This is a genomic window from Streptomyces sp. NBC_01497, assembly GCF_036250695.1.
GTDB lineage: Bacteria > Actinomycetota > Actinomycetes > Streptomycetales > Streptomycetaceae > Streptomyces.
Genome location: NZ_CP109428.1, coordinates 1 through 20493, shown reverse-complemented (window position 1 = coordinate 20493; position 20493 = coordinate 1). Strand labels below are relative to the sequence as shown.

At 70.0% G+C, this 20493-nt stretch carries 14 protein-coding genes and 1 pseudogene; 4 read left to right on the top strand and 11 right to left on the bottom strand.

Annotated elements, in window-relative coordinates; all coding sequences use genetic code 11:
* Position 1: 1 nt before the first annotated feature.
* Positions 2-2551 carry a hypothetical protein gene (locus tag OG310_RS36170; protein ID WP_329460544.1) on the top strand — a complete coding sequence of 850 codons (2550 nt, stop codon included), beginning with the start codon at positions 2-4 and terminating at the stop codon, positions 2549-2551.
* Positions 2552-2956: 405 nt separating this feature from the next.
* Here OG310_RS36170 and OG310_RS36165 read toward each other — a convergent pair whose 3' ends face one another.
* A complete protein-coding gene (locus tag OG310_RS36165) occupies positions 2957-3226 on the bottom strand; it encodes a DUF742 domain-containing protein (protein WP_329460543.1) in 270 nt (89 codons plus the stop codon).
* 101 nt (positions 3227-3327) lie between these two features.
* On the opposite strand from OG310_RS36165, the gene OG310_RS36160 reads away from it, so the two are divergent.
* Positions 3328-4178 (top strand): IS5 family transposase gene (locus tag OG310_RS36160; protein WP_443078929.1). Its coding sequence is split into 2 segments (ribosomal slippage): positions 3328-3672 and positions 3675-4178, totalling 849 coding nucleotides; the frame shifts between segments, so codons are not numbered across the junction.
* Here the strand turns inward: OG310_RS36160 and OG310_RS36155 are convergent.
* Positions 4083-5804: a hypothetical protein gene (locus OG310_RS36155; RefSeq protein ID WP_329460542.1), complete on the bottom strand. Its 1722-nt coding sequence runs from the start codon at positions 5802-5804 to the stop codon at positions 4083-4085. The two genes, OG310_RS36160 and OG310_RS36155, sit on opposite strands and share 96 nt — an antisense overlap.
* Before the next feature lie 91 nt (positions 5805-5895).
* Here OG310_RS36155 and OG310_RS36150 point away from each other — a divergent pair, with 91 nt between their 5' ends.
* Positions 5896-6120 carry a hypothetical protein gene (locus OG310_RS36150; RefSeq protein ID WP_329460541.1) on the top strand — a complete coding sequence of 75 codons (225 nt, stop codon included), beginning with the start codon at positions 5896-5898 and terminating at the stop codon, positions 6118-6120.
* A 1-nt stretch (position 6121) separates the two neighbouring features.
* Here OG310_RS36150 and OG310_RS38680 read toward each other — a convergent pair whose 3' ends face one another.
* The 9 genes and pseudogenes from OG310_RS38680 to OG310_RS36110 form a co-directional block, all read right to left on the bottom strand.
* Positions 6122-6397 (bottom strand): helicase associated domain-containing protein, encoded by a 276-nt coding sequence (locus tag OG310_RS38680; protein WP_443078927.1) that lies wholly within the window; start codon positions 6395-6397, stop codon positions 6122-6124.
* A 24-nt stretch (positions 6398-6421) separates the two neighbouring features.
* Positions 6422-6595 (bottom strand): annotated as a pseudogene (locus tag OG310_RS38675) (helicase associated domain-containing protein); the annotation flags it as partial.
* A 259-nt stretch (positions 6596-6854) separates the two neighbouring features.
* Positions 6855-7487 carry a hypothetical protein gene (locus OG310_RS36140; RefSeq protein ID WP_329453789.1) on the bottom strand — a complete coding sequence of 211 codons (633 nt, stop codon included), beginning with the start codon at positions 7485-7487 and terminating at the stop codon, positions 6855-6857.
* A gap of 7 nt (positions 7488-7494) precedes the next feature.
* Positions 7495-8478 carry an ATP-binding protein gene (locus OG310_RS36135; protein ID WP_329459966.1) on the bottom strand — a complete coding sequence of 328 codons (984 nt, stop codon included), beginning with the start codon at positions 8476-8478 and terminating at the stop codon, positions 7495-7497.
* An 83-nt stretch (positions 8479-8561) separates the two neighbouring features.
* Complete coding sequence (locus tag OG310_RS36130; protein ID WP_329453788.1) at positions 8562-10724, bottom strand: Mu transposase C-terminal domain-containing protein; 2163 nt, start codon at positions 10722-10724, stop codon at positions 8562-8564.
* Entirely contained in the window at positions 10721-11497 is a 777-nt protein-coding gene (locus tag OG310_RS36125) for a TnsA-like heteromeric transposase endonuclease subunit (RefSeq protein WP_329453787.1), read from the bottom strand. The genes OG310_RS36130 and OG310_RS36125 overlap by 4 nt, the downstream gene beginning before the upstream one ends.
* Before the next feature lie 178 nt (positions 11498-11675).
* Positions 11676-13082 carry a DNA-binding protein gene (locus tag OG310_RS36120; RefSeq protein ID WP_329453786.1) on the bottom strand — a complete coding sequence of 469 codons (1407 nt, stop codon included), beginning with the start codon at positions 13080-13082 and terminating at the stop codon, positions 11676-11678.
* 240 nt (positions 13083-13322) lie between these two features.
* Positions 13323-16598 carry a Helicase associated domain protein gene (locus OG310_RS36115; RefSeq protein WP_329453785.1) on the bottom strand — a complete coding sequence of 1092 codons (3276 nt, stop codon included), beginning with the start codon at positions 16596-16598 and terminating at the stop codon, positions 13323-13325.
* A gap of 93 nt (positions 16599-16691) precedes the next feature.
* On the bottom strand, positions 16692-19343 hold the full coding sequence (locus tag OG310_RS36110) for a DEAD/DEAH box helicase (RefSeq protein WP_329453784.1): 2652 nt from the start codon (positions 19341-19343) through the stop codon (positions 16692-16694).
* Between the two features lie 120 nt (positions 19344-19463).
* Between OG310_RS36110 and OG310_RS36105 the strand changes: the two genes are divergently transcribed.
* On the top strand, positions 19464-20066 hold the full coding sequence (locus OG310_RS36105; protein ID WP_329453783.1) for an ankyrin repeat domain-containing protein: 603 nt from the start codon (positions 19464-19466) through the stop codon (positions 20064-20066).
* The last annotated feature ends 427 nt before the right edge of the window (positions 20067-20493 follow it).

Here is a 20493-nt window from a genome sequence, read left to right as displayed (position 1 = left end):
GATGGGCACGGGCGGACCGGGAGTGGGGAGCGTGTCCGAGGCGGAGGAGCTGGTGGCCGCGGCGGTTGCCGGCTTCGAGCCGCAGCTGGACGCTTCGGCGGTCGTGGGTGTGTTGCGGCGGGCCGTGCGGCGGGTCTTCGAGCGCCGTGAGCTGGCTGCGGCGCTCGCGGCCGATCCGCTGCTGCTCGTCTCGGGCCGGGCGCAGGGTCCGACGTCGGTAAGCCGGCTGGTCGCCGCGCTGCAGACGGAGGGCGCGGTGCGGGTGCGGTTGCCGCACTGCCAGCGCTGCGAGCGCCCGCGGGTCCTTGCGACGCCGCCCGGCACGGTACGGGTGTGCGCGTCGTGCGTGGCACGCCTGAGTGCGCTGGCCAATCCCTGCACCGTGTGCGGGAGCTGCGACTTCGCGGGCCGGGACCGCGAGGGCCGGCCGCGTTGCAAGGCCCACCCGCCCGACGAGGGCCGCGACGTCCTGGCCGAACTGACCGCCCGCGTCATGGCGGTGGCCGACGATCTGCCGGGCGAGGACGTCGCCGCGGCGATCCAGGCCGCCGCGCGCGGCCGGGCCCGCCAGTTGCGACTGCTGTGGGCGTTGGAGGACGTCCCGGGCCTGCTGGAGGGCCGGGGCGCGCTCGGCCCGCCGGCCGCACTGCGGCTGGTCCAGGAGCTGACCGCCCGCGGCGCCAGGGGCGTCGTGTACCCGCCGTGCCCCTCCTGCGGGCACCACCTTCCCCTCGACCTGGTCCAGGACGGGGTGCGCTGCTGCAAGAACTGCTGGAACAAGCCGCGCCGGCGCCCCTGCGCCGGGTGCGGGAACAGCGCGACACCCGCCGCCCGCACGCAGGACGGCGAGCCCCTGTGCACCACCTGCTACCGCAAGACGGGCTGCACGGACCGGGTGTGCTCGGTATGCGGCGACCTCCGCCCCAGCGCCGGCCGCGCAGAGACCGGCCCGGTCTGCCAGCGCTGCTACCGGCCTCCGACCGCGACCTGCTCACAGTGCGGACGCACCCGCCCCTGCCGCGCCGCGAACTCCCCCCGGCCCCTGTGCCTGACCTGCACCGCGAAGGTCCGCCCCGAGCAGACCTGCAGCCGCTGCCGCCGCCGGCGCCGTGTCTTCTACCGCTCCCCGACAGGAGCGGCCCTGTGCCGCTCGTGCGGCGAACCCCGACCGGCCTGCCACCTGTGCAACCGCCCCCGCCGCCGCTACGGCCGCACCCCGGACGGCGAACCCCTGTGCGAAACGTGCTGGAAGCACCACCCCACCGCCCGCCGCCCCTGCCGCGACTGCCACGGCATCGACCGGCTGCGCGACTTCGGCCGCTGCGCCGCCTGCGCCGCCCGCCACCAGCTCGACCAGGTCCTCGGCGGCCCCGACGCCACCGTGCCCGCCGTCCTTCAGCCCGTACGGGACGCCCTGCTGCGCACCACTCCCGAGGCACTCCTGAAAAAGCTGGCCCCCGCCTCGGGCTGCCGCCCGATCCTGGACCAGCTCGTGGCCACCGGCCGGCCCGTCACCCACGAGACCCTCGACGCCTGCCGGCCGGCCAAGTCCGTCGACCATTTACGCGCCGCCCTCGTCGCGGGCGGAGCGCTGCCCGCCCGCGACGAACACCTCGCCCACCTGGAACGCTGGCTGACGGCCGCCTACGCCCGCATCCCCGCCGGCGACGACCGCCGCGCCCTGCGCAGCTACACCACCTGGCACCACCTGCGCCGCCTGCGCCGGCCCCGCAAAACCCCCACGACCCGCGCCCCCACGACCCGCACCCTCACCTCCACGACCCGCGGCCAGGCCGACGGCGTGCGCGGCGAAATCGGCGTCGCCATCCGCTTCCTGGCCCACCTGCACGGCCAGGGCCTCACCCTGCGCACCTGCCGCCAGGAACACCTCGACGCCTGGCTCGCGCAGGGAGCACCCGCCCGCGCCCGCGTCGGCCTCTTCCTGCAGTGGACCGCCCGCCACGGCTACCCGCCCCTCCACGCCTCCGCGCGCCTGCACCAGTCCGGCACGGAGAAAATCCTGCACGACCGCCGCTGGGCGCTGGTCCGCCGCCTCGCCCACGCCCCCGACTCCGGCCTCGACGCAACGATCCGCGCCGCGGGCCTCCTCGTTCTCCTGTTCGCCCAACCGCCCTCCCGCATCATCCTGCTGACCACCCACCACCTCACCGAACACGACGACGGCACCCTCCAGGTACGCCTGGGAAGCCACCCCACCCCCATGCCGGCCCCGCTCGACGACCTCCTGCGCCACCTCGCCGACCACCCCCGGGGCCGCAGCGCCACCGAGCCCCTCGCTTCCGCCGGCTGGCTCTTTCCCGGAGGCCAGGCCGCGCACCCCATGAGCGCCTCCCACCTCGCCCACCGCCTCAAGGCGATCGGCCTGCGGCCTCGCGCCGCCCGGCACACCGCGCTGATGGACCTGGCCGGCCAGCTGCCCGCAGTCGTCGTGAGCAGACTCCTCGGCTTCCACCAGAACACCGCCGACCGCTGGCGCGACGACGCCCAGGGCCTCAGCCCCGACTACGCCGCCGACCTGACCCGCCGCTGAACGCCCACCCACCCGTCCGTGAGGCTGTCCTGCGTCGTACCGGTAATGCGTCGTATTCCAACCTGCGCAATGCCCCTCACTCAGCGCCCAGCACCCGCGGGACCGGCGGCTGCCCGGGGGTCTCGTGTTCCTCGCAGCGCGGAGCGCTGAACTTGTACACGAGATGGCTTCGGTCCGACCTCCGGATCGAGATCGAGCAGACACTTCGAGAGGGAAAGCGGACAGCCACGGCGTAGGCGCCCAGGCTCTGAGCCCAGGCGCCTACGCCGCGTCACCCGCTGCTCATGGCTGATCAGCCGCTGAGGGTGGTGCACTTCCCCAGCGGGTGCGTGTCCTTGTCGGCAACCAGCTTTCCCGACCGTTGCACAGAGTGGTGCAGGCCGCTGGTGCCGTCTGGAGGTGTGCTCATGTGGTTGCGGGGGTGATCACCACGTGTCCGTCGACAACGAGGTGGGCCAAGAGAAGTCTGGTCAAAGCGAGAGGGATGGACAGTTGGTCCGCGATCTCAGCGACCGTTCTGGGTTCTTGGCACAGCGAGCAGATCCGCCGGCGTTCGGGCGGTAGCTGCTCCAGCACGTCGGGCATGGCCATGGTGTGGACGATTCCGTCGTCGGCCATTTGGTGGAGGATGTTCGTCCGCTCTTCACTGCTGGTCGCAGGCCAGGCAGAGGGCACCTCGGTACGCAGCCGGACGCTGCTGTCTGAAGGCCACGCCTCGTCTCGGCGAGCGGCTAGGTCCTGTCTTCAAAGGCAACTGATGGGGCATCATGTGGTGCATGGTGCGGCGGCATGAGCTTTCGGACGAAGAGTGGGATGTGCTGTCGGGGCTGTTGCCAAGGACGGAGACGGGGCGGCCCCGGCTGGACGATCGGGTGGTACTGAACGGGATCGTATGGAAACTGCGGACCGGTTCGGCTTGGCGTGACGTGCCTGAGCGGTATGGGTCATGGCGAACGTTGTACACGCGTTTTCGCAGGTGGGCCCTGGACGGGACGTTTACACGGATGCTGGAGACTCTCCAGGCCGGCAAAGATGCGGCAGGAGACATCGACTGGCTGGTGTCGGTGGACTCCACGATCACTCGCGCTCACCAGCACGCGGCCGGCGCCCGTAAAAAGGGGCAGCCCCCGCAGAAGCGGCACACGCTCACGCCCTCGGACGATCCCGTGGCGGACTGACCACCAAAATCCATCTCGCCTGCGACGGCCGCGGCCGCCCACTGGGCTTCGTCCTCACCGGCGGCAACGTCAATGACTGCACACAGTTGGAGCAGGTCCTCGCGCAGATCAAGGTCCGCCGCCAGGGGCCGGGCCGACCTCGCACCCGGCCCGACCACCTTCTGGGCGACAAGGGCTACAGCAGCCGCCGCATACGTAACTACCTGCGCAAACACGGAATCCCGCACACCATTCCCGAACGCTCGGACCAACGAGAAAACCGTCGTCGACGCGGCAGCAGCGGCGGCAGACCAACCGCTTTCGACAAGGAGCGCTACAAGAAGCGCAACGTCGTTGAGCGCTGCTTCAACGTCTTAAAGCAGTACCGGGCCATCGCCACACGCTACGACAAAACCCGCGAATCCTACGAAGCGGCCGTCACGATCGCATCCCTCCTGATGTGGATATGACCCTTTGAAGACACGCCCTAGGGCGACACGCTCGCGGCGAGCCAGTGCAACCCGGGCGACCTCGATATCGCGGCGAAGCGACCTCTGGAGGAGTTTGAGTTCCTCCAGGGAGCGCTCGCGACACGCCACCTCCAAGATCCACTCACGGTCACTCGTGGTGAGGAGAGGGAGGAGCATTATGGTCTCCTTCAGCGGACAGCTCCTGCCAACGGCGCTGAGCACCTGGTAGGCGTCTGAACTGTGGTAGGCCTCACGCATAAGTGTGACCGCTGCGACGATCTGGTCCCCAGGCCACCCCTGTGCCACGTGGTTCAGCAGCTGGTAGACCTCGGGTCCCCGCTCCTCTGCACGCAACTTGGCCACGATGGCGGTCAGCTCGCCAAACCCTCTACCGGTCGCTCGCAGGTAGATCAGCCGGTTTGCCCGATCGGGGTGACCGCCGTCGCGAAGACGGGCTGCTATCAGCAGGATCAGGCGGAAGTCCGAGCCCTGCTCAGCGGCATACGTCAGCATTTCCTCGAGACCCGCGCCAACGTCTCCGGACAGGAATTGTGCGATGTCACCCAGGACCTCCTCCCCCTCAGCCGTCAGCACCGCCGAGCCGGGCGAGGCGGGGCCTTCTGGAGGGATGTCCGGGTCATCGTGTGCGGTGGGGGAGTTGTCCGGAGGGTTGTCCGAGTGGAGCTCACCGGCGAGTCGGTCGAGTCGGTCGGCTCGGTCGTCCAGGTGGTGTGCGGCCTTGAGGAGCGCGATGTCGACGTCGTCCGCCTCGTAGCTTGAGGGGTCTCGAAGGATCGGGGCTGCGGCATCCAGATCACCTGGGTCCCTGGCGGTGGGCGCATCTCCGCGGAGTTGGTTGAGCTCGTCCGTCAGCCGACGGACTTGCTGCTGTGCCTCTTCGGTGAGCTGATCGGCCTTTTGCCGTTCCGAACGCGCGCGGTCTAGCTCGGCCTCAGCCGTGTCTCGTTGCTGCTCGGTGCGCGTGAGCCGTTCACGTACCTGCTGAAACTCGTCCCCTCCGGGGCGTGCGCGCAGCCGGTCGCGTTCTCGCGCGAGATCGGCGATGTTCCGCTGCAGCTTGTCGACCATGGCGAGCAGGACCAACACCATCTGGTTCGCCTCGCTGCGTTCACGCTCCAAGTGCGCTGCCCGCTCCATGGCCAGCAGGAGCTTGTCAGACACCTCGATCGAGCGCTGTTGCACGAGGAGCAACTCGGAGTGCGCGGCAGGTCCGGCCACCCGGTCACGACTCTGCCCCGAACGAGCCTGTTCGCGCGCTCGGTGCATCTGGGTGAGGAGCTGTTCCCGCTTGGCGGCGTTGGGGGAACAGACGTCTGCGACAGCCTCAATGAAGTCCTCACGCAGTCCGACTCCCGACAGGCGAGAACTGACGGTTGATCGGCTCGGACGCTGTCGATCGAGGAAGTGTTCAGGAGTCAGCTTGCCGAGGAGTTCGTCGACACCCATACCGCCGGCGTCGTCCAGCCACTGCCTGAGCAACTCGGCCGCGGCGTTGTCCTCGGGCCTTGGCCCCTTCAGTTGTCCCCACGGACGAGTCCTGCGCCCTCTCGTGGCCATCTCCCCCGGCTCCCATCTCCCGCTCCGACCATATCCGGGCTTGTCCACACGGAGAGCCGGACAAGTAGATCGCGCTCGCGCCGCTCCAGCACAGTCGAGCCATCGCCCCACCACCCGACCCTGACCCAGGAGACTCATCGTGCACGCCTTGCAGCACGCCCTCGACATCACGATCCAAGGCCTGCTGACTCAACTGCCGGCCCAACTTGCCACGGCCGCCATCGCCGCAACAGCAGCCTGGGCACGCACCACGAAGAAGCGCCGCGCCACAGCAAGGGCCAAGAAGAACGAAGTGCTCAAAGCAAGCGCTGCGACACCCACCGCGGCTCCAGAACCCGACCGCCCCATGGCCGACCCTGTCTGAGTCAGGCCCATTCCGCGCCGAGTTGCCGTAGTGCGTCGAGTTGTTCCTGCGTGAGTTTGTCGCGGCGTTGCTTCTGGTTGGAGTACCAGATGCCGAGCGCCAGGTCGTGTTCCTGGCCGTCGATGACGATCCGTTCTCGGTGGGCCCGTTTCACCGACGATGTCCCTTCGCGGGCGACGTACTGCGTGAGGGCGGTGAGGCCGCGCTGGAAGGCTTGCTGTGCCTTGCTCGGGCTCTTCGTCGCGCGCGCGGCCGCCGGAGCGGCGGACGGGGCCACAGGGGCATTGATGCCCAGTTCGGTCAGCCGTTCCTGCTGCTCGGTCGACAGCTGTGTCCAGGTGCCTGGTTCTTGCTGGCGCCATCTCCAGGTGCCGATGTCGTCGCCGTCGAACAGGACGCCTCCCGCGATGTAGGGCAGGTGGCCGTCGGCGTCGACGAGGTCGGCGAGGACGCGGTAGTGCCGCTGCCAGTTCAGCGGCCACGGGCAGTGTGATTCCGAGGTTCGTAGCTGGTGTGGCGAGGGCTGCTTGAGCTGGGGTGTTGGTGATTCCCTGATAAGGAGTCCGGCGCTTACGGGGAGCTGGAGACAGTGGTGATGGGGCGTCTGGCCTGTGGTTGTTCGGGGTTCGTTGATAACGGCGGTGTGGTGTTGGTGATGGGCTCCGGTATCTAAAGGGTCGGTGCGGGTTTGTGCTGGTCAGCGGCTTGCTGCATGGTCGGGGTCTGCTGGTGGGCTATGCCGTTGCTGTCGGGTGGGGGTTGCCGCCGGTCCAGTACAGGGCGGTGTCGATGTCGCGTGCGGTCCAGCCGGCGGCGTGTGCTCCGCCGTGGTGGAGGAGGTCGTCGAGGAGCTGGAGGTAGCGGCCGTAGCGTCCCGGTGTGGGGGTGAGGGGGAGGCGGAGGGTGTCGAGGGCGTGTTGGACGCGGCGGTCGTAGACGGCCATCCGCTGGGGTGCTGCTGCGGTGAGGATGGCTGAGGCGAGGGCGTCGCCGGTGCGGAAGCCGGGCAGTTCCCAGATGATGCCGCGCCCCGTGCGGGCGGCCTCCCCGCGCGAGATGGTGGTGTCGCGGACGGCGGTGACGACTCGCTCGGTGACGGCTCGGACCTGGGTGTCGGGCAGGGACATCAGTTCTGTCACCCAGCGGGTTTGTGCGGAGAGCCGTTTCCAGACGACGAGGGCTGCGATGTCCGTCTTGCCGAGGCTGCCGGTGTGCTCGGTTCGCTGCGCGACGTCGTGGAGGACCTCGTCGTAGTGGGGTGAGACGCCTGCCAGGTAGTCGGCGCGGGCGGGGATCAGGGTGTCCCAGGCCTGCCGGCAGAGGGCAGCGAACTCGTCGCCGCCTGGCGTTTCGGTGGTCGTCTTCATGTCCGCATCATGCCGTTCTGGCGGGTTGGCGGGTTCGGGGGCGGCTTGCTTCTTCGGCGAGGTGGTCGAGCTGGATAGCTTCGAGCGCCTTTTTGGTGATGCGTTCGGTGCCGTCGCAGATGGCGGTGATCGCTGCTTGGCGGATGAGGCGGGCGAGGCTTCCGATGCGGCCGGCGGTGCGCTGGTGGAGGTAGGAGGCGTGGCGGGGGAGTGTGCCGGGTGTGTGCTGGGTGAGGTCGAGGGCGTTCTCCATGTCGGTGATGAGATCGGTGAAGGGGCGGGTGTTTCCGTGGCGGGCGGGGAGGGGGCCGCAGGTGATGAGGCTGGCGCGGCCGGCGAGTTGGGCGCCGCGTACTCCGGAGAACAGCGTGGTTGAGGCGACGTCGATGCCGGTGTAGACGAAGGTTGCTCTGATGCGTTCGGTGAGGTCTTTGAGCAGGTCGGCGGCTTCGGCGCCGGTGGTCGTGCGCGGGTTGAGGCGGTGGATCTCGTCGATGAGGACCAGGCGGACGCCAGCGGCGGTGTAGGTGTGGCAGACGGCCTCGGTGATCTGGGTCTGGGTCATGCGGGTGGTGACGGGGATGCCGAGGTAGCGGGCGAATTCGGTGGCCAGGGTTTTCGCGGTGGCGCCGGCCGGCACCAGCAGGTACGCGACCGGTGTCTGCTGGTGGGTGCGTCCGGGCGGGGCGGGGTGTTTTCGGGTGTGGGCGAGGTGGCAGGTGCGTCCGACTTCGAGGAGGGCGGTCGTTTTCCCGGCCGCGGCGGGGCCGGTGACGATCAGTGAGGGCCGGGCGGTGGTCTGCTGGTGGCGGCCGAGGAGCATCAGGGTGCGGACCTGGGTGGCGAGGGTGTTGATGGCGGGGGTGCGGACGGTGACGAACGCGGAGTGGTAGGCGAGGCGTTCTTCCGTGCTGCGTGGGGTGTCGCCGGGCTGGGGCGGGGTGAGGGGCGGGGTGGTGGCGAAGCGTTGCCAGCCCTGCCAGGTGGTGATCGGCCATTCCGGCTCGACTGCCTGCGTGCCAGGCGGCGGTGCCTCGGTGTTGGCGGGGGCGTGGTGGTTGCGTGCGGGGCTGGTCACCAGTTGAGGGCTTCCTGAGCGGGGTCGTAGAGGCCGAGTCCGGTGTACGGGACGGGCACGTCGCTGGTGTCGCCGGGTCCGAGTTCGTCTTCGCTGTCGGCCTGTTCTGGTTCGTCGGGCTGGTCGTCGAGGTCGTCGAGGTCGTCGATGCTGTCGTCGTCCCAGGCGTCGTCCCAGGCGTCGGCCTGCGGGGCCGGATCGTAGGGAGGGCGGGTGCCGGCTGCGGGCGGGGGTGTTTTCAGTGGTGCGGCGCGGGTGATCAGGCGCTGTTCGCCGGGGGTAGCGGTGCCGGCGTGGGCGCGGCGCATGAGCTGGTCGAGGGCGTCGGCGAGGTCGGCTTCGTGGGTGTCGCGGTCGCTGTGGCGGGTGGTGATCGTTTTGATGTGCTGCCAGGTGGCGCTGTTGAACGGCTGGTGAATGTGGTCGCGGTGGATCCACGGGATCTCTGTCAGGTGTCCGTCGGGCAGGCGGATCCAGACCTGGCGGGCGTCGTGGGGGTTGGTGTGGACTTCCCATTTGCCGCCGCGTGCGGTGACGGGGGAGGGCTGACCGCGGTAGGGGGCGAGGACATCGTGGTCGTAGGTGCGGTGGTCGACGCGGATGCCGCGTTCGGTGATGGCCTGCCAGCGCACCGGCAGCAGTTCGAGGTAGTCGCTGCCGCTCAAGGGGAGGGGCACGTAGCCGGTCACGGCGATAAGCGCGGCCCACATCTGGTTCGGGGTGAGAGCCTTCTTCGGCAGGGTGGGGTGGCGCAGGCCTTCGTGGGGGCGGTGGTGGTAGTGGATCAGCCATTCGTCCAGAAGGTCCTGCATCTGGGCGACGCTGAAGCAGGCCTCGCCTTCGGCGTCCGGTCCGCGGCGGGTGACGTCGGAGCCGGTGTAGCCGGGCAGGTGCTGGCACAGCAGGGCGTTGACCGTGCCGAAGGTGCGTTCGACGATGCCTTTGGCGGCGGGGGCGTGGGGCGGGGTGGGCTGGACGCTGATGCCGAGGGTTTCGCAGGCGGCGGTGAACGCCGTGGACAGGTAGACCTTGCCCCGGTCCACGACGATCGTCTCGGGCACCACCACCGGCCGGGCAGCCGCGCCCTCGAGCCGTTCGTCCAGGTCCATCAGCCGCTGTAGCTGGGGGAGTTGGGTGTGGGCGAGGCACAGTGCGTCGGGCCAGGAGGGACGGGCCGCGTGCGGGACGGCCATCTCGGCGAGCAGCAGGGCCGCGTCGACTGCCTTGGTGCCGGCGGGCCGCAGGACCGCGGCGAGGATGGCGCGGGTGGCGACGTCGACGGCGATCGTGAGTTCGGGCCGGCCGGTGGTGCCGTCGTCGAAGACGGCCAGGACGTCCAGCCGTGTGGTGTCGACCTGCACCTGCTCGCCCGGCCGCAGCGCCACGGTCGGGGTGAACGCCTGTCCGCCGGTGGGGGAGGGGAGAGTACGGGCGGGGCGGTGGGGGTGTTCGGCAGGGTCGGCGAGCTGGTGGACGAGCCGGTAGAAGGTGGCCTGGGAGGGGGCGGGCACTGTGCCGCGGCCGTGCCGGTCGGTAAGGATCTGTGTGACCAGGGGCATCAAGCCCTTGACGGTGCCCTTGGAACGGCCGCGCTGGCGGCGCAGCGCTTCCTCGATGGCGGCGATGACGCGTTCGTCGGTGCGCCCGGTAGGCACGGGCCGACGGGTGGTGCGGTGGTCAACCAGCCCCCACAGTCCCTGCTTGCGGTAGGCCAGGCGCATGCGCTGCACCGTGGTCCGGGAGACAGGGCCGAAGCCGATCGCGGTCAGCTCCGTGGCCTTGGCCTCCTCGCGCTGTGCGAGGGTGAACCGGTCGGGGTCGTACTCGGCCCGGGGCGCCCCGTCGCTGTCCGTCCCGCCGGGCAGGCCGGTCTCCACCTCGCGGATGTGCCGCTGCCAGGCCAGTGCCTTGCGCCGCGCGTCCTCGGGCGCGGTTTCGAACAGACCCCACTGCGTTGCGGCCTGGGGCATTTCGGCGCCCACGATGGTGAAGGACGGGTCGGCGAACAGGTGTCCGGCCACGACCGTCTCGTCTTCGCCTGTTTCACCGGCGAGGTGGACCTGCTGCCCCGCCATCGCGATGACCTGCCAGGTGCGGTCACGGAAGCGGACGTGCGCTCCGACCTGCAGCACCGGCCGGCCGCCACGCCGCACGCTCACTGCCCCTCCCCGCTGCCCGGGCCGCCGTGGCCGTTCGCACCGCCGGCGCCGGTGCTGACGAGGACCCGCTCGTTAAGCGGTACGTCCAGGGGCGCGGTGAGGTGTCCGTGCCACAGGGCGTGGAAGACGGCGGGCAGGACTTCGATCGGGTCGCCCACCGCTTCGACGCCCTCGATCAGCGGCTGCGGCTGTGCGAACACCTCACGCAGGGCGGCCGCGAGACGGGGATGGCCGGCGTTGCGGGGGTGGCGGTACCCGGCCAGCCATTTCAGGTTTGCCGAAAGCGTCTTCTCCAGCGGCTCAAGGCGCCGGTAGCTCCAGCCGGCCTGCGCGCACGCCGCCTCAAGGACCGTCGCAGCACGCTGCGCCCGCTCGCCGCCGGCCTCCAGGTGGTTGGGGCAGTCGGCCAGCAGGGCGGTGCCGTCGCGGTGGCGGGCGAAGAGCTGCGGCACCCACGAGCGGACCTGGCCGCGCGCGTCCCGCCACAGCAGACGCACCGGCCGCCCGGCCAGGCCGACCACCTCGGGGTCGCGGTCCAGCACCGTCAGCTGCGCCCGCATCGCGGCCGACCCGCACGCCACATGCCGGCCGGTCGTGGCCGACCACCACTGCCCAGGACCCCACCGCCGCCTCGGCACCACCGGGAACGCCGACACCGGCTCCAACTCCTCGAAGGCCACCGCGAGAACCGCGTCCGCCCACCGCTGCTGCACCACCTGCCCGAGAGGATCGACGAAGACCGCCTCCCACTCGGATCCGGTATCCGTCTGCATGCGCTGTGAGCGGCCACCTGCTGCGGCCGCTGCGTCCTTGCTGCCCACGCGCCCCAGTCAAGCCCGTCCTGCCAGTGCGGCGGGCCGCTTCACGGATTTTGATCACGAGTGCCGGGCCATGAGGTAGTGCCCTGCGGATCGTGGTCCCTGCAGAGCCTGCCTGCCTCCTGACACTTACTCACCGCTCCTTTCCCGGCCGCTCGTTGCGCTGGTCCGCGAGTGCCTCGGCCAGGACATCGGCCGGCAGACGGGCCCAGCGCGCCAGGTCCTCCAGCGCCATCCCGGCCGCGAAGGCTGCTGCTGCGCTCTCCCGGACGGCCTGCTCGATCAGTGTGGCGGCATGGCCGAGGTTGCCCAGCAACTGCTGCGCGGCGTCGGCGGTCTTGCCGTACTGGGCGCCGCGCAGCTGGGTCAGCTGCTCTTCGGCGTCGTTGACCAGGCTGCTGATCAGCGCCCGCTGCTCGGCCGGCACCGCAGAGCGCCACGTGGTGCCCGAGCCGGGCGCGCTACGTTCCTTGGACAGGACGCGCAACTGTCCGGCCATGGTCGCGGGCTGGTGTTCCTGGCGCAGCCACCACGGATCGTTGTCGTAGCCGGGCGGGCCGCCGGCGCCACGACGGATGCGGATGACGGCGCCCATCCACGAGGTCAGCGGGCCGCCGTAGTCGGTTGCCGCCAGCGGCCCCAGCCACCCCCGCCCGACGCGCTCACCGAGTCGGCGGCAGAACGCCCCGTCGGAGGGCAGCGCCCGCGGCCGCCCGGCACCGCTGTCCCTCCACACCAGCTCGGCCATCGCCGGGTCCAGCAGCGCGTCGGCCACGGCCACCACCTCGGGGAAGACGACCGCGTCCCGGCCCACGATCCGCCACCGCTCCAGCTCTGTACCGGCGTTGCCGCCCGCGACCTGGTGCAGCCGCTGAGGCCACAGCGTCTCCCGCTCCCAGTGCAGAGCCTGCTCCCACCACCGGGCCACCACCGCATAAGCCAGAGCGAACACCCTCTCCGGCTCCGCTCCAGCCCGTACCGCCCGCCGCGTCACACCAGTCCACCGCCGCTGCGCCGCGGCCACTTCCGGCACACCCCGTACGTCCAGATACTCAAGAGGCTGGTCGGCGTCGGCGTCCAGGAGCCACCGCCCGTGCCGGACACACACCCGCTCCCATCGCGGCGCGTACCGCACCACCCGCACGGCCGTCCCCGCGCGCCGGGCCGCGCACAGACGGCAGCCGAAGGCGACCGGCCCGGCGACCGCACCCCCGGTCCGCCACGCGGCCGCCGGCACGCTGTTCTTTCTGGCCGACAGCTTGGCGTCCTGCTGTCCCCAGGACGGCAACGCCCGCGCCAGCACGTCTTCCTCGACGCCGCACATGCCTGCCAGTAGCTGTCGTCCGGGCGGGTTCAGCAGCACCTCGGCGTCGGCCCGCGTGCCCCCGCCGTCGTGCCCCGGCGGGTAGTTGCGCCACTGCCAGCACGACCGCAACACCTTCGCTTCCATCCCGTAACGGCCCGCGATGCGGCAGATCAGCGACGAGGTCGTCTCCCCCTGAAGGGGAACTGTCCGCAGCAGGCCGGGGTGATGGGTCACTTCACCACGGTCTCGTGTCCGCCGTCCCGGCGGGCGCTTTTGCAGCGGATGCCCAGGCGCCCCGTCCTCCTGGGGCCGTCACTTCTACTCGACGGAGCCACCTTCAGACCGTTTTTCCTGCCACCTCCTGCTACCCCTGTGACCTGCGAAGGCGATGCGACAGGCCGGGAGACAGGGGGAGTTGGGAAAAGATCTTGGCCATCGGCACGCCCTACGTGATCACTCTCGGAAGTCTCACCGTCACGCTTCACGCAAGGTGCCTTGCCGACTCGAAGCCTCAGGGCGGATACCGATGGTGCTCAGCAGGGCCTGTTGGTGGGGGTGGAGTTGGTGCCAGAGGACGGTTTGTTTACGGGCCCAGCGCTGAAGCTCGGGCGGGAGGGGCTGGCCTGTGGTGCGGAGGGTGCGGTGCTGGTGGTACTTGCGTTGCCAGGCGAAGGGCCAGGGCGGGTTCCACCAGGGGTCGAGGACGGTGAGTTCTTGCAGGGTGAGGGCGGACAGGAGGCCAGCGCGGGCTTTGCGCCGTTGCTGGATGAGCCAGTGCCCCAAGGCGAAGCCGTGGTGCTGGGTGTGTTTGAACACGGCTAGGTGGCCGTGGGCGGCGGCGTAGGCACGGGCGTGGGGGAGGCCTTCGCCTGCGGGATAGCGGTGCGCGGTTGTAGGAGCCGGTACGGGTTCGGTGGCGGGCGTGGCGCCGAGGTTGGCCAGGAGCTCTTGCTGGGTGGGATGGAGGCTGTCCCACAGCCTTGTCTGGGTGGTGGCCCAGCGTCGCTGGGCCACGGTCAGGTTGCCGCTGGCAGGGGCGGCGTGTGCCCGGTGGTAGGCGCGCTGCCACGCCAGGGGCCAGGGCGGGTTCCAGTGCGGGTCAAGGGCGTTCAGCGCGGCGATCCGGGCCGGATCGGTGCGCCCGTCAGCCACGCGGTGTCGCTGGCGTAGGAGCCAGGTACCGAGGGGATAGCCGTTGTGGCGGGTCCGTTCGGCCACGGCCAGATGCCCGTGTTCGGCGGCATAGCTACGTGCGTGGGCGAGCCCTGTGTCTACGCGGGCGGGGCTTCGATCGGCTTCGGTCACTGCGCGGGCGACGGCAGAGGAGATGCCGATGTCCGCGAGGAGACTCTGCTGATCGAGTTGCAGAACGTCGTGCTGGACGCACTGACGGTGCAGCCACACTGTCACCTCGTCCTCGTCCCTGCCGCGATGCGGGCCAAGCACGTTCAGCTGGCCTTTCCGCCATCGCTTACGGGCCCGCTGGTAACTCCGCTGCCAGGGAAAGGGCCAGGGCGGGTTCCACCAGGGATCCAGTTCGGCCAGCAGCCGGCCACGCAGCCACACGCCTTCGGTGGCTTGAGCGTGCCGACGGTCCTGGCGGCGCTGCTCCACCAGCCAGCGGCCCAGGGCAAACCCGTCGTGCACGTACTCGGAGGCAACCGCAAGGTGCCCGTTTACCGCGGCGAAGGAACGAGCACTGGCCATGCCGTCCAAAGCCCACAGACCGGCAGCAGCAATCTGCTCGTTCACGGCCTGGGATGCCCCGGACCCGCCCTGCACTTTCGCGGCTTCCTCGGCTGTGATGCCGATGTCTGCCAGCAGGCGCTGCTGATCGGGGTCCAGACGCCGATACGCGGCGCACTGCCGCGACAACCACAGGGCAAGATCTGCTTCGACTCCTGGAAAGCCGCCCCCCACATCGAGCCCGCCCCGGCTCTCCACCAGCCGCCGGGCCTGTGCGTAGGAGCGCTGCCATGTCAGCACCCAGGGCGGATTCCACCAGGGGTCGACGGCGTCGAGGGCACGGGAGTGCTCCGTAGGTTCCCGGTTCTCGCGGGCCCTGCGGCGCTGGTGCACGAGCCACGACCTCAGCGGATACCCCTGGTACATCGCGTCCTTGCCCGAGACGGCCAGGTGACCCTGCTCGGCGACGTAGGACCTGGCGTGCGTCAGCCCCGTTTCGAAGCCGGCCTGGATGGGGATCCGCCGCGGCAGAGCGGTGCGGGCCGCCTCGGCCGTGATCCCGATGTCCGCCAGCAGACGCTGCTGCTCAGGATGGAGAGTGCTGTAGTGGGTGCACTGCAGATACAGCCACTCGCCGTTGAGGATCTGGGTGCCGGGGAATCCCGCGGCCGCATCGGGCGGGCCGGCGACTGCGGCGTGATCGCGCGCCCGGTAGTACGAGCGCTGCCACTGCACCGACCAGGGGACGTTCCACCACGGGTCCAAAACCGCGAGAGCCTGTGCACGGTCCGGCCCTATTGCCCACGCTCTGGTCTGGACGTTGCTCAGCCATTCCCCAAGCCGATAGGAATCGATCACGGTGTCCTGCGGGACTGCGAGATTGCCGTGTTCGCGCACGTAGCGGCTGGCATGCACCAGGCCGGCCGCGAAGGCTTCGTCCGCCTGCCGGCTGTGTCCGCGCCGCCGTTTGCCTTCCGCGCTACGGCCGCCGGACCCCACATGCGCCCGTACCGCGAGTTCGTCCACCAGAGGGAGCTGACGGTGCGCCGGAGCCACCGCCCACATCGCCTGTTCCGCAGCCCTTGTCCCACCCTGTGCCCGCACGCACTGATAAGCCCACGCAAAGAGAGGACCTGACGTCTCCTGCGCCAGCTGCTCCACGTACCAAGGCCTCCGCACACAGCCCGCAACAGCAGTTAAAAGCGACGGCAGATCAGCCAGGCGAAAAGGAAGATGGCCCTGTGCATCGGCCACCACGCGGCGCCGGAAGCCGTCACTGGCAAGCAGAGTGGCCAGAGCAACGGTCTCCGGATAGATCACCAGTTCCCGAGCCACAACCCGCCACACATCCTGGTCCAAGCCGTCACTGTCCAGGCTCCGCAGCCGCGCCGACCACAAATGCTCCTGCGGCCACGTCTGCCACCACCACGACGACGCCACCGCCCGCGCCACCTCAAAAGCATCCGACGCCAGCGCGGAACGACGCAGCAGCCTCACGTGACGGCGCTGGGCGTCCAGCACCTGCCCGCACCCGGCCAGGTCCATCACTCGGCCCGCCGTGCCCGGGATATGCATCAGCCACCGGCGATGAGACGGGCACACCCGCTGCTGCGGCCCCAGATACAGGCGAGCGGTCTCCCTCCTTCCGGTACGCCGCGCCGTGCATTCAGGGCAAGCCGGCCCCCAGCACCGAACCTTCTCCGCGGTGTGGTGAAACTGCGCTGCCGGCCCTATAGCGAACCGTCGACGGGGCTCCTCCTGCGCCCAGGCAGGCAGCGCCCGCAGCAGACGATCCTCCGGGACGCGACACAGCTGCGCTACCCGGTTCCGGGCCTCCTGGTTCAGGTAGATCTCGCTGTCCAGCTGCGCCCTGCCCATCGCGTTCGGCAGCCCGTCCACATCGACGACCGCCGCCAGCAGGTCCCTGAACGCCATGCCGTAGCGCGCCGCCAGCCGCGTCAGGAACGACTGCGTCATCTCGCCCTGCAGCGGTCCCACGCGCAGCACACCGCTCGGCAGCGCGAGCCCCTCAACTGCTGCCGGTGCCTTACTCTCGCCGCTCATGCCACCCCACTCCGTCGGCCCCGCTTCTCGTAACCACCTGCGAGCCACACCCAGTTACGGAACGGAGGGGTCTGCGCACCGATCAAGCAGCATTCATGCCCACTCGACTCCCAGCTCCGCGAGGGCAGCGCGCTGCTCCTGCGCGAGCTTGTCGCGGCGGGTCTTGGTGTTGGAGACCCACACGCCCAGCTTCACGGTCACCGGTTCAGCCTCGCCGCCGACCGTGATCCGCTCTGCATGAGCCCTGGGGACGCGGTCGTGGCCTTCGCGGGCGATGTACTGAGCGAGAGCCGCAAGGCCCCGCTGGAAGGCCATCGACGCCTTCCCGGAGCCCTTGGTCGTGGTGGCCGGGACGGGCCGTTCGGCAGGCTTCACGCCCAGCCCGGACAGGCGCTGTTGCTGCTCCTTCGGCAGCTCCGTCCAGGAGCTGACTTGCCGCTGGAGCCATCGGCCAAGGTCATCACCTTCGAAGAGCACGCCCGGCTCAATCTGCGGCAGCATGCCGTCGGCGTCGACGAGGTCGGCGAGGATGCGGTAGTGGCGTTGCCAGTCCAGCGGCCACGGGCAGTCCCAGTCCTCATCGATGGCGGTCAGGTGCGCGGCCCGTACCGCGGCGCGCTCGGGGTCCTTCCCGAGGCCGCCCTTGCGGCGCAGATTGGCCATGTGCTGCCCGATGGGCACCATGCCCTTGGCCTCGCTCTCGCCCCACACGGCGTCCTGACGGGGTGCGAGGTGCCCGGTGGCCCGCCTGTACGAGCGCAGCGCGGCGAGCTTGGTCTCCCAGGCTTCCTCACCCGGCTCCCACACCATCCCGGCCTCTTCGGCGTCCAGCAGCTCCTTGCGCCGCTCCTCCAGCTCCCCGGCCCGCAGCGCCTTCCGCTGCTTGTGGACCCAGCGCCCAAGGGGAAAATCTTTCGTCACCCCGACCTGGGTCTCTGTGTCGTAGGGAACGGCGTAGAGGCCGGTGATCTCGTTCTCCGCCCGCCAGCGGAGCAGGGCCTGGTAGCCCTCCAGCCAGACGAGGCTGTCCGGCCGGTAGACGCGGGTACGCAGGAACGCGGCGATCGTGGCGGCGTCCCGGGGAGTGCTGAAGTGGAGCAGAGCGGATTCGGCGGCGGCCTGGGTGTCGTCGTGCTCCTGGTCCTCGCCGTCGCCCGCGCCGTCGGCGCCGATGATCTGGCCGTTCTCGTCTCGCTGGATGTGGACCTTGCGCTTGCCGCTGGTGAGGGCGCGGGAGGCGAGCTGCTCAACGAGTCGTTCATCATGACTGCGGAGCCCTTGCAAAACGGCTACAAGGGGGCGGAACGAGGCGGAGGCGACCATGTCGTTCGGGTCCTCGTTCGGCTCCAGGAAGATCGGCACGATGATCCTGGCCACCTTGGTGGAGCCGTCGCGGTTCAACCTCAGCGCGCGGCCGATGTTCTGCACGATCTCCACCTGGGAGCCGCGGGTGTCCGCGAAGCAGATCGAGTCGACTCCCCGCTCGCCGGTGATGTCCACGCCCTCACCGAGAACGCGAACGCTGGCGAGGAATGCCCGGTGCACCCGGCGCCCGGCCGCGTCGATGCCATTGGCGAACTGCCGCAGCGCCTCCCGCCGCTCGGCTACGAGGTGGTCACCGCACAGCCACGCCGACCACACCCGGTCCGGCGGGACGTGGCGGCCGGCCTCCAGCTCGTAGAACTCCGCGTCGATCGAGGACGCGGGGAGCTTGTCGGCGGCGGCCAGATCGGCGTCGGAGGCGTCGTTCAGGAACAGCGCGGCAGCCGTCTCGGGCAGCTTGTCCGCGAACGCACGGGCCTCTTCGACCTTCTGGTGGAACGTCATGACCGTACGCAGGTTGTACGCGGCGGCGTGCTCCAGGAGCGCGGTCTGCAACAGCGCCAGGCGCCTGCCGCGCCGCGCCTCCTCCGACTCCCCGAGGACAGGCGAGGGGTCGCGGATCTCCAGCACGTCGATCTCGAACCCGGCAAGGATTTCGCGCTCGATGGCCTCGCTCAGACCGAGCTCTGCGAGCCACGCGCCGTACGTGCCCTCCGGGTCGTCCGACATGGTCGCGATCTCCGCCTCCTGGCCGTCCGCGCCCTTCTGCGGGCGGGCCGCGGCGAGGATACGCGGGGTGGCGGTGAGGTAGAGCCGGAAGTCCGCCGGGATACGGGCGTTGTCGTGGATCGCCGCCCACGGACGCCCAAGATCACCAGCGGTTCCATGTGCCTCATCCACGATGGCGAGGTCGAAGCCGTCCATGCGCTGCCCGTAGAGCCGCTCCCCGCCCGCCAGAGCGGCCTCCAGCGGCCCGCGAACCCTCCGCTGGCCCTCGGGCGCGTCGATGTCCTCCCGGTCCACGAGAGAGGCGTACGTGGCGAACACGACCACGGGCCCGTGCCCGGCCCACAGAGCGAGCTGGATCGGGTTCGTGGTGGTGCGCACCCCGAGCGAGCCCAGGACCGCGTCGTTCTCCAGCGAGCACACGGCGACCATCGGCGCCCGGTGGCCCACCGCCCGCCACGCCTGGGCGGTCTGCGCGAGCAGGTCCAGGGTCGGCACCGTGATGAGGATCCGGCCGTCCGCGAACGACTCCAGCGCGCACGCAGCAGCGGTGATCGTTTTGCCGGATCCGGTCGCGGAGACGATCGTGCCCCGGGCACCCTGCGGGGGCGGAGATGATCTTGCAGTAAATTCTACCCATCTGCGGAAACTCGTTTTCTGGTCCAGTTGGTGTTTCCGAAGCTGTACGTGCGGCATGGAGAACTTTCTTTCAGTGAGGTCTACGGTTCGTTGTCCGACAATGAAGCCGAGGTGATTGCGGTGTACTGGCGGTGATGGACGTAGCTCTGGTTGGGATGTTGGGGGACGATGCGGGAGATGGATGGGGCAGCGAAGTTGGTAGAGGCGGCGGGTTGTGGCGATCTGGAGCTGATGACAAGTCTGCTGGGCAAGGGCACACCGGTCGACGGCAGAGATCGAGAGGGCCGTACTCCTCTGGATCGTGCTCTGTGGGCGGGGCGGCACGGAGCTGTCTGTCTGCTCCTGGCTGCGGGCACGAACACTGAACAGCCCATCGGGCAGTACGCCGAGACGCTGCCACTGCGCTTCACCGCTGAGCGTGGAATGCAGACCATGGCCCGCATTCTGCTGGAGGCCGGGGCAGAGCCTGATGGCCGACTGTGTGAGGGGCGGGCAACCGCCTTGATGGTGGCGGCCACCGAAGGACAGGAGGGCATCGCTGAGATGCTGCTGGACCACGGAGCATGCCTGGAGTCGGTGGGACGGGGCCGGACACCGCTGGAATGGGCGGCGTCCGGGGGCAGGCCGGCAGTCGTCCGGCTGTTGCTGGACCACGGCGCCACCCGGATAGCCGAGGCACTGGCCCAAGCTGGCCGTGGCGCCAACCGCTGGAAACACACTCCTGAGCGCCAAGCAGAGTACACGGAGACAATCTCCATGCTCCTGGCCGCAAGCAACTGACCCTGAACCGCCGTTCCTCTCTCAGAATTCCGGAAAGGTTCCCGGATGGCTGGGGGTATCCCGCCTTTCCGCCAACAATACATGGTGCATCAACCGTGATGCACACGGTCCACTAGAACCCACACGAACGAGCCCCCCACCCCTCGCAGCCAGCCCGGCCCGCGCCAGCGGGCCCCAACGGGCCTGGAGGCGCAGCCGGAAGGACCGTCAGGCGGGGAGCGCAGCGGACCCGCCCCGGGCCGAAGCGAAGCGAAAGCCCCCAGCGAAGGCGCAACCTTCACCCCGTTCCGGGAGCGCAGCGAACGGAACCTCACCCACGGGCGCAGCCCGTGGGGTGAGTGGCCGCGCAGCGGGCCACCAGCGCTCCCGCGGAGCGGAGCGCAACCACCTGCGCAGCAAGGTGGTTCGCTTGCATTGCGCGCAGCGC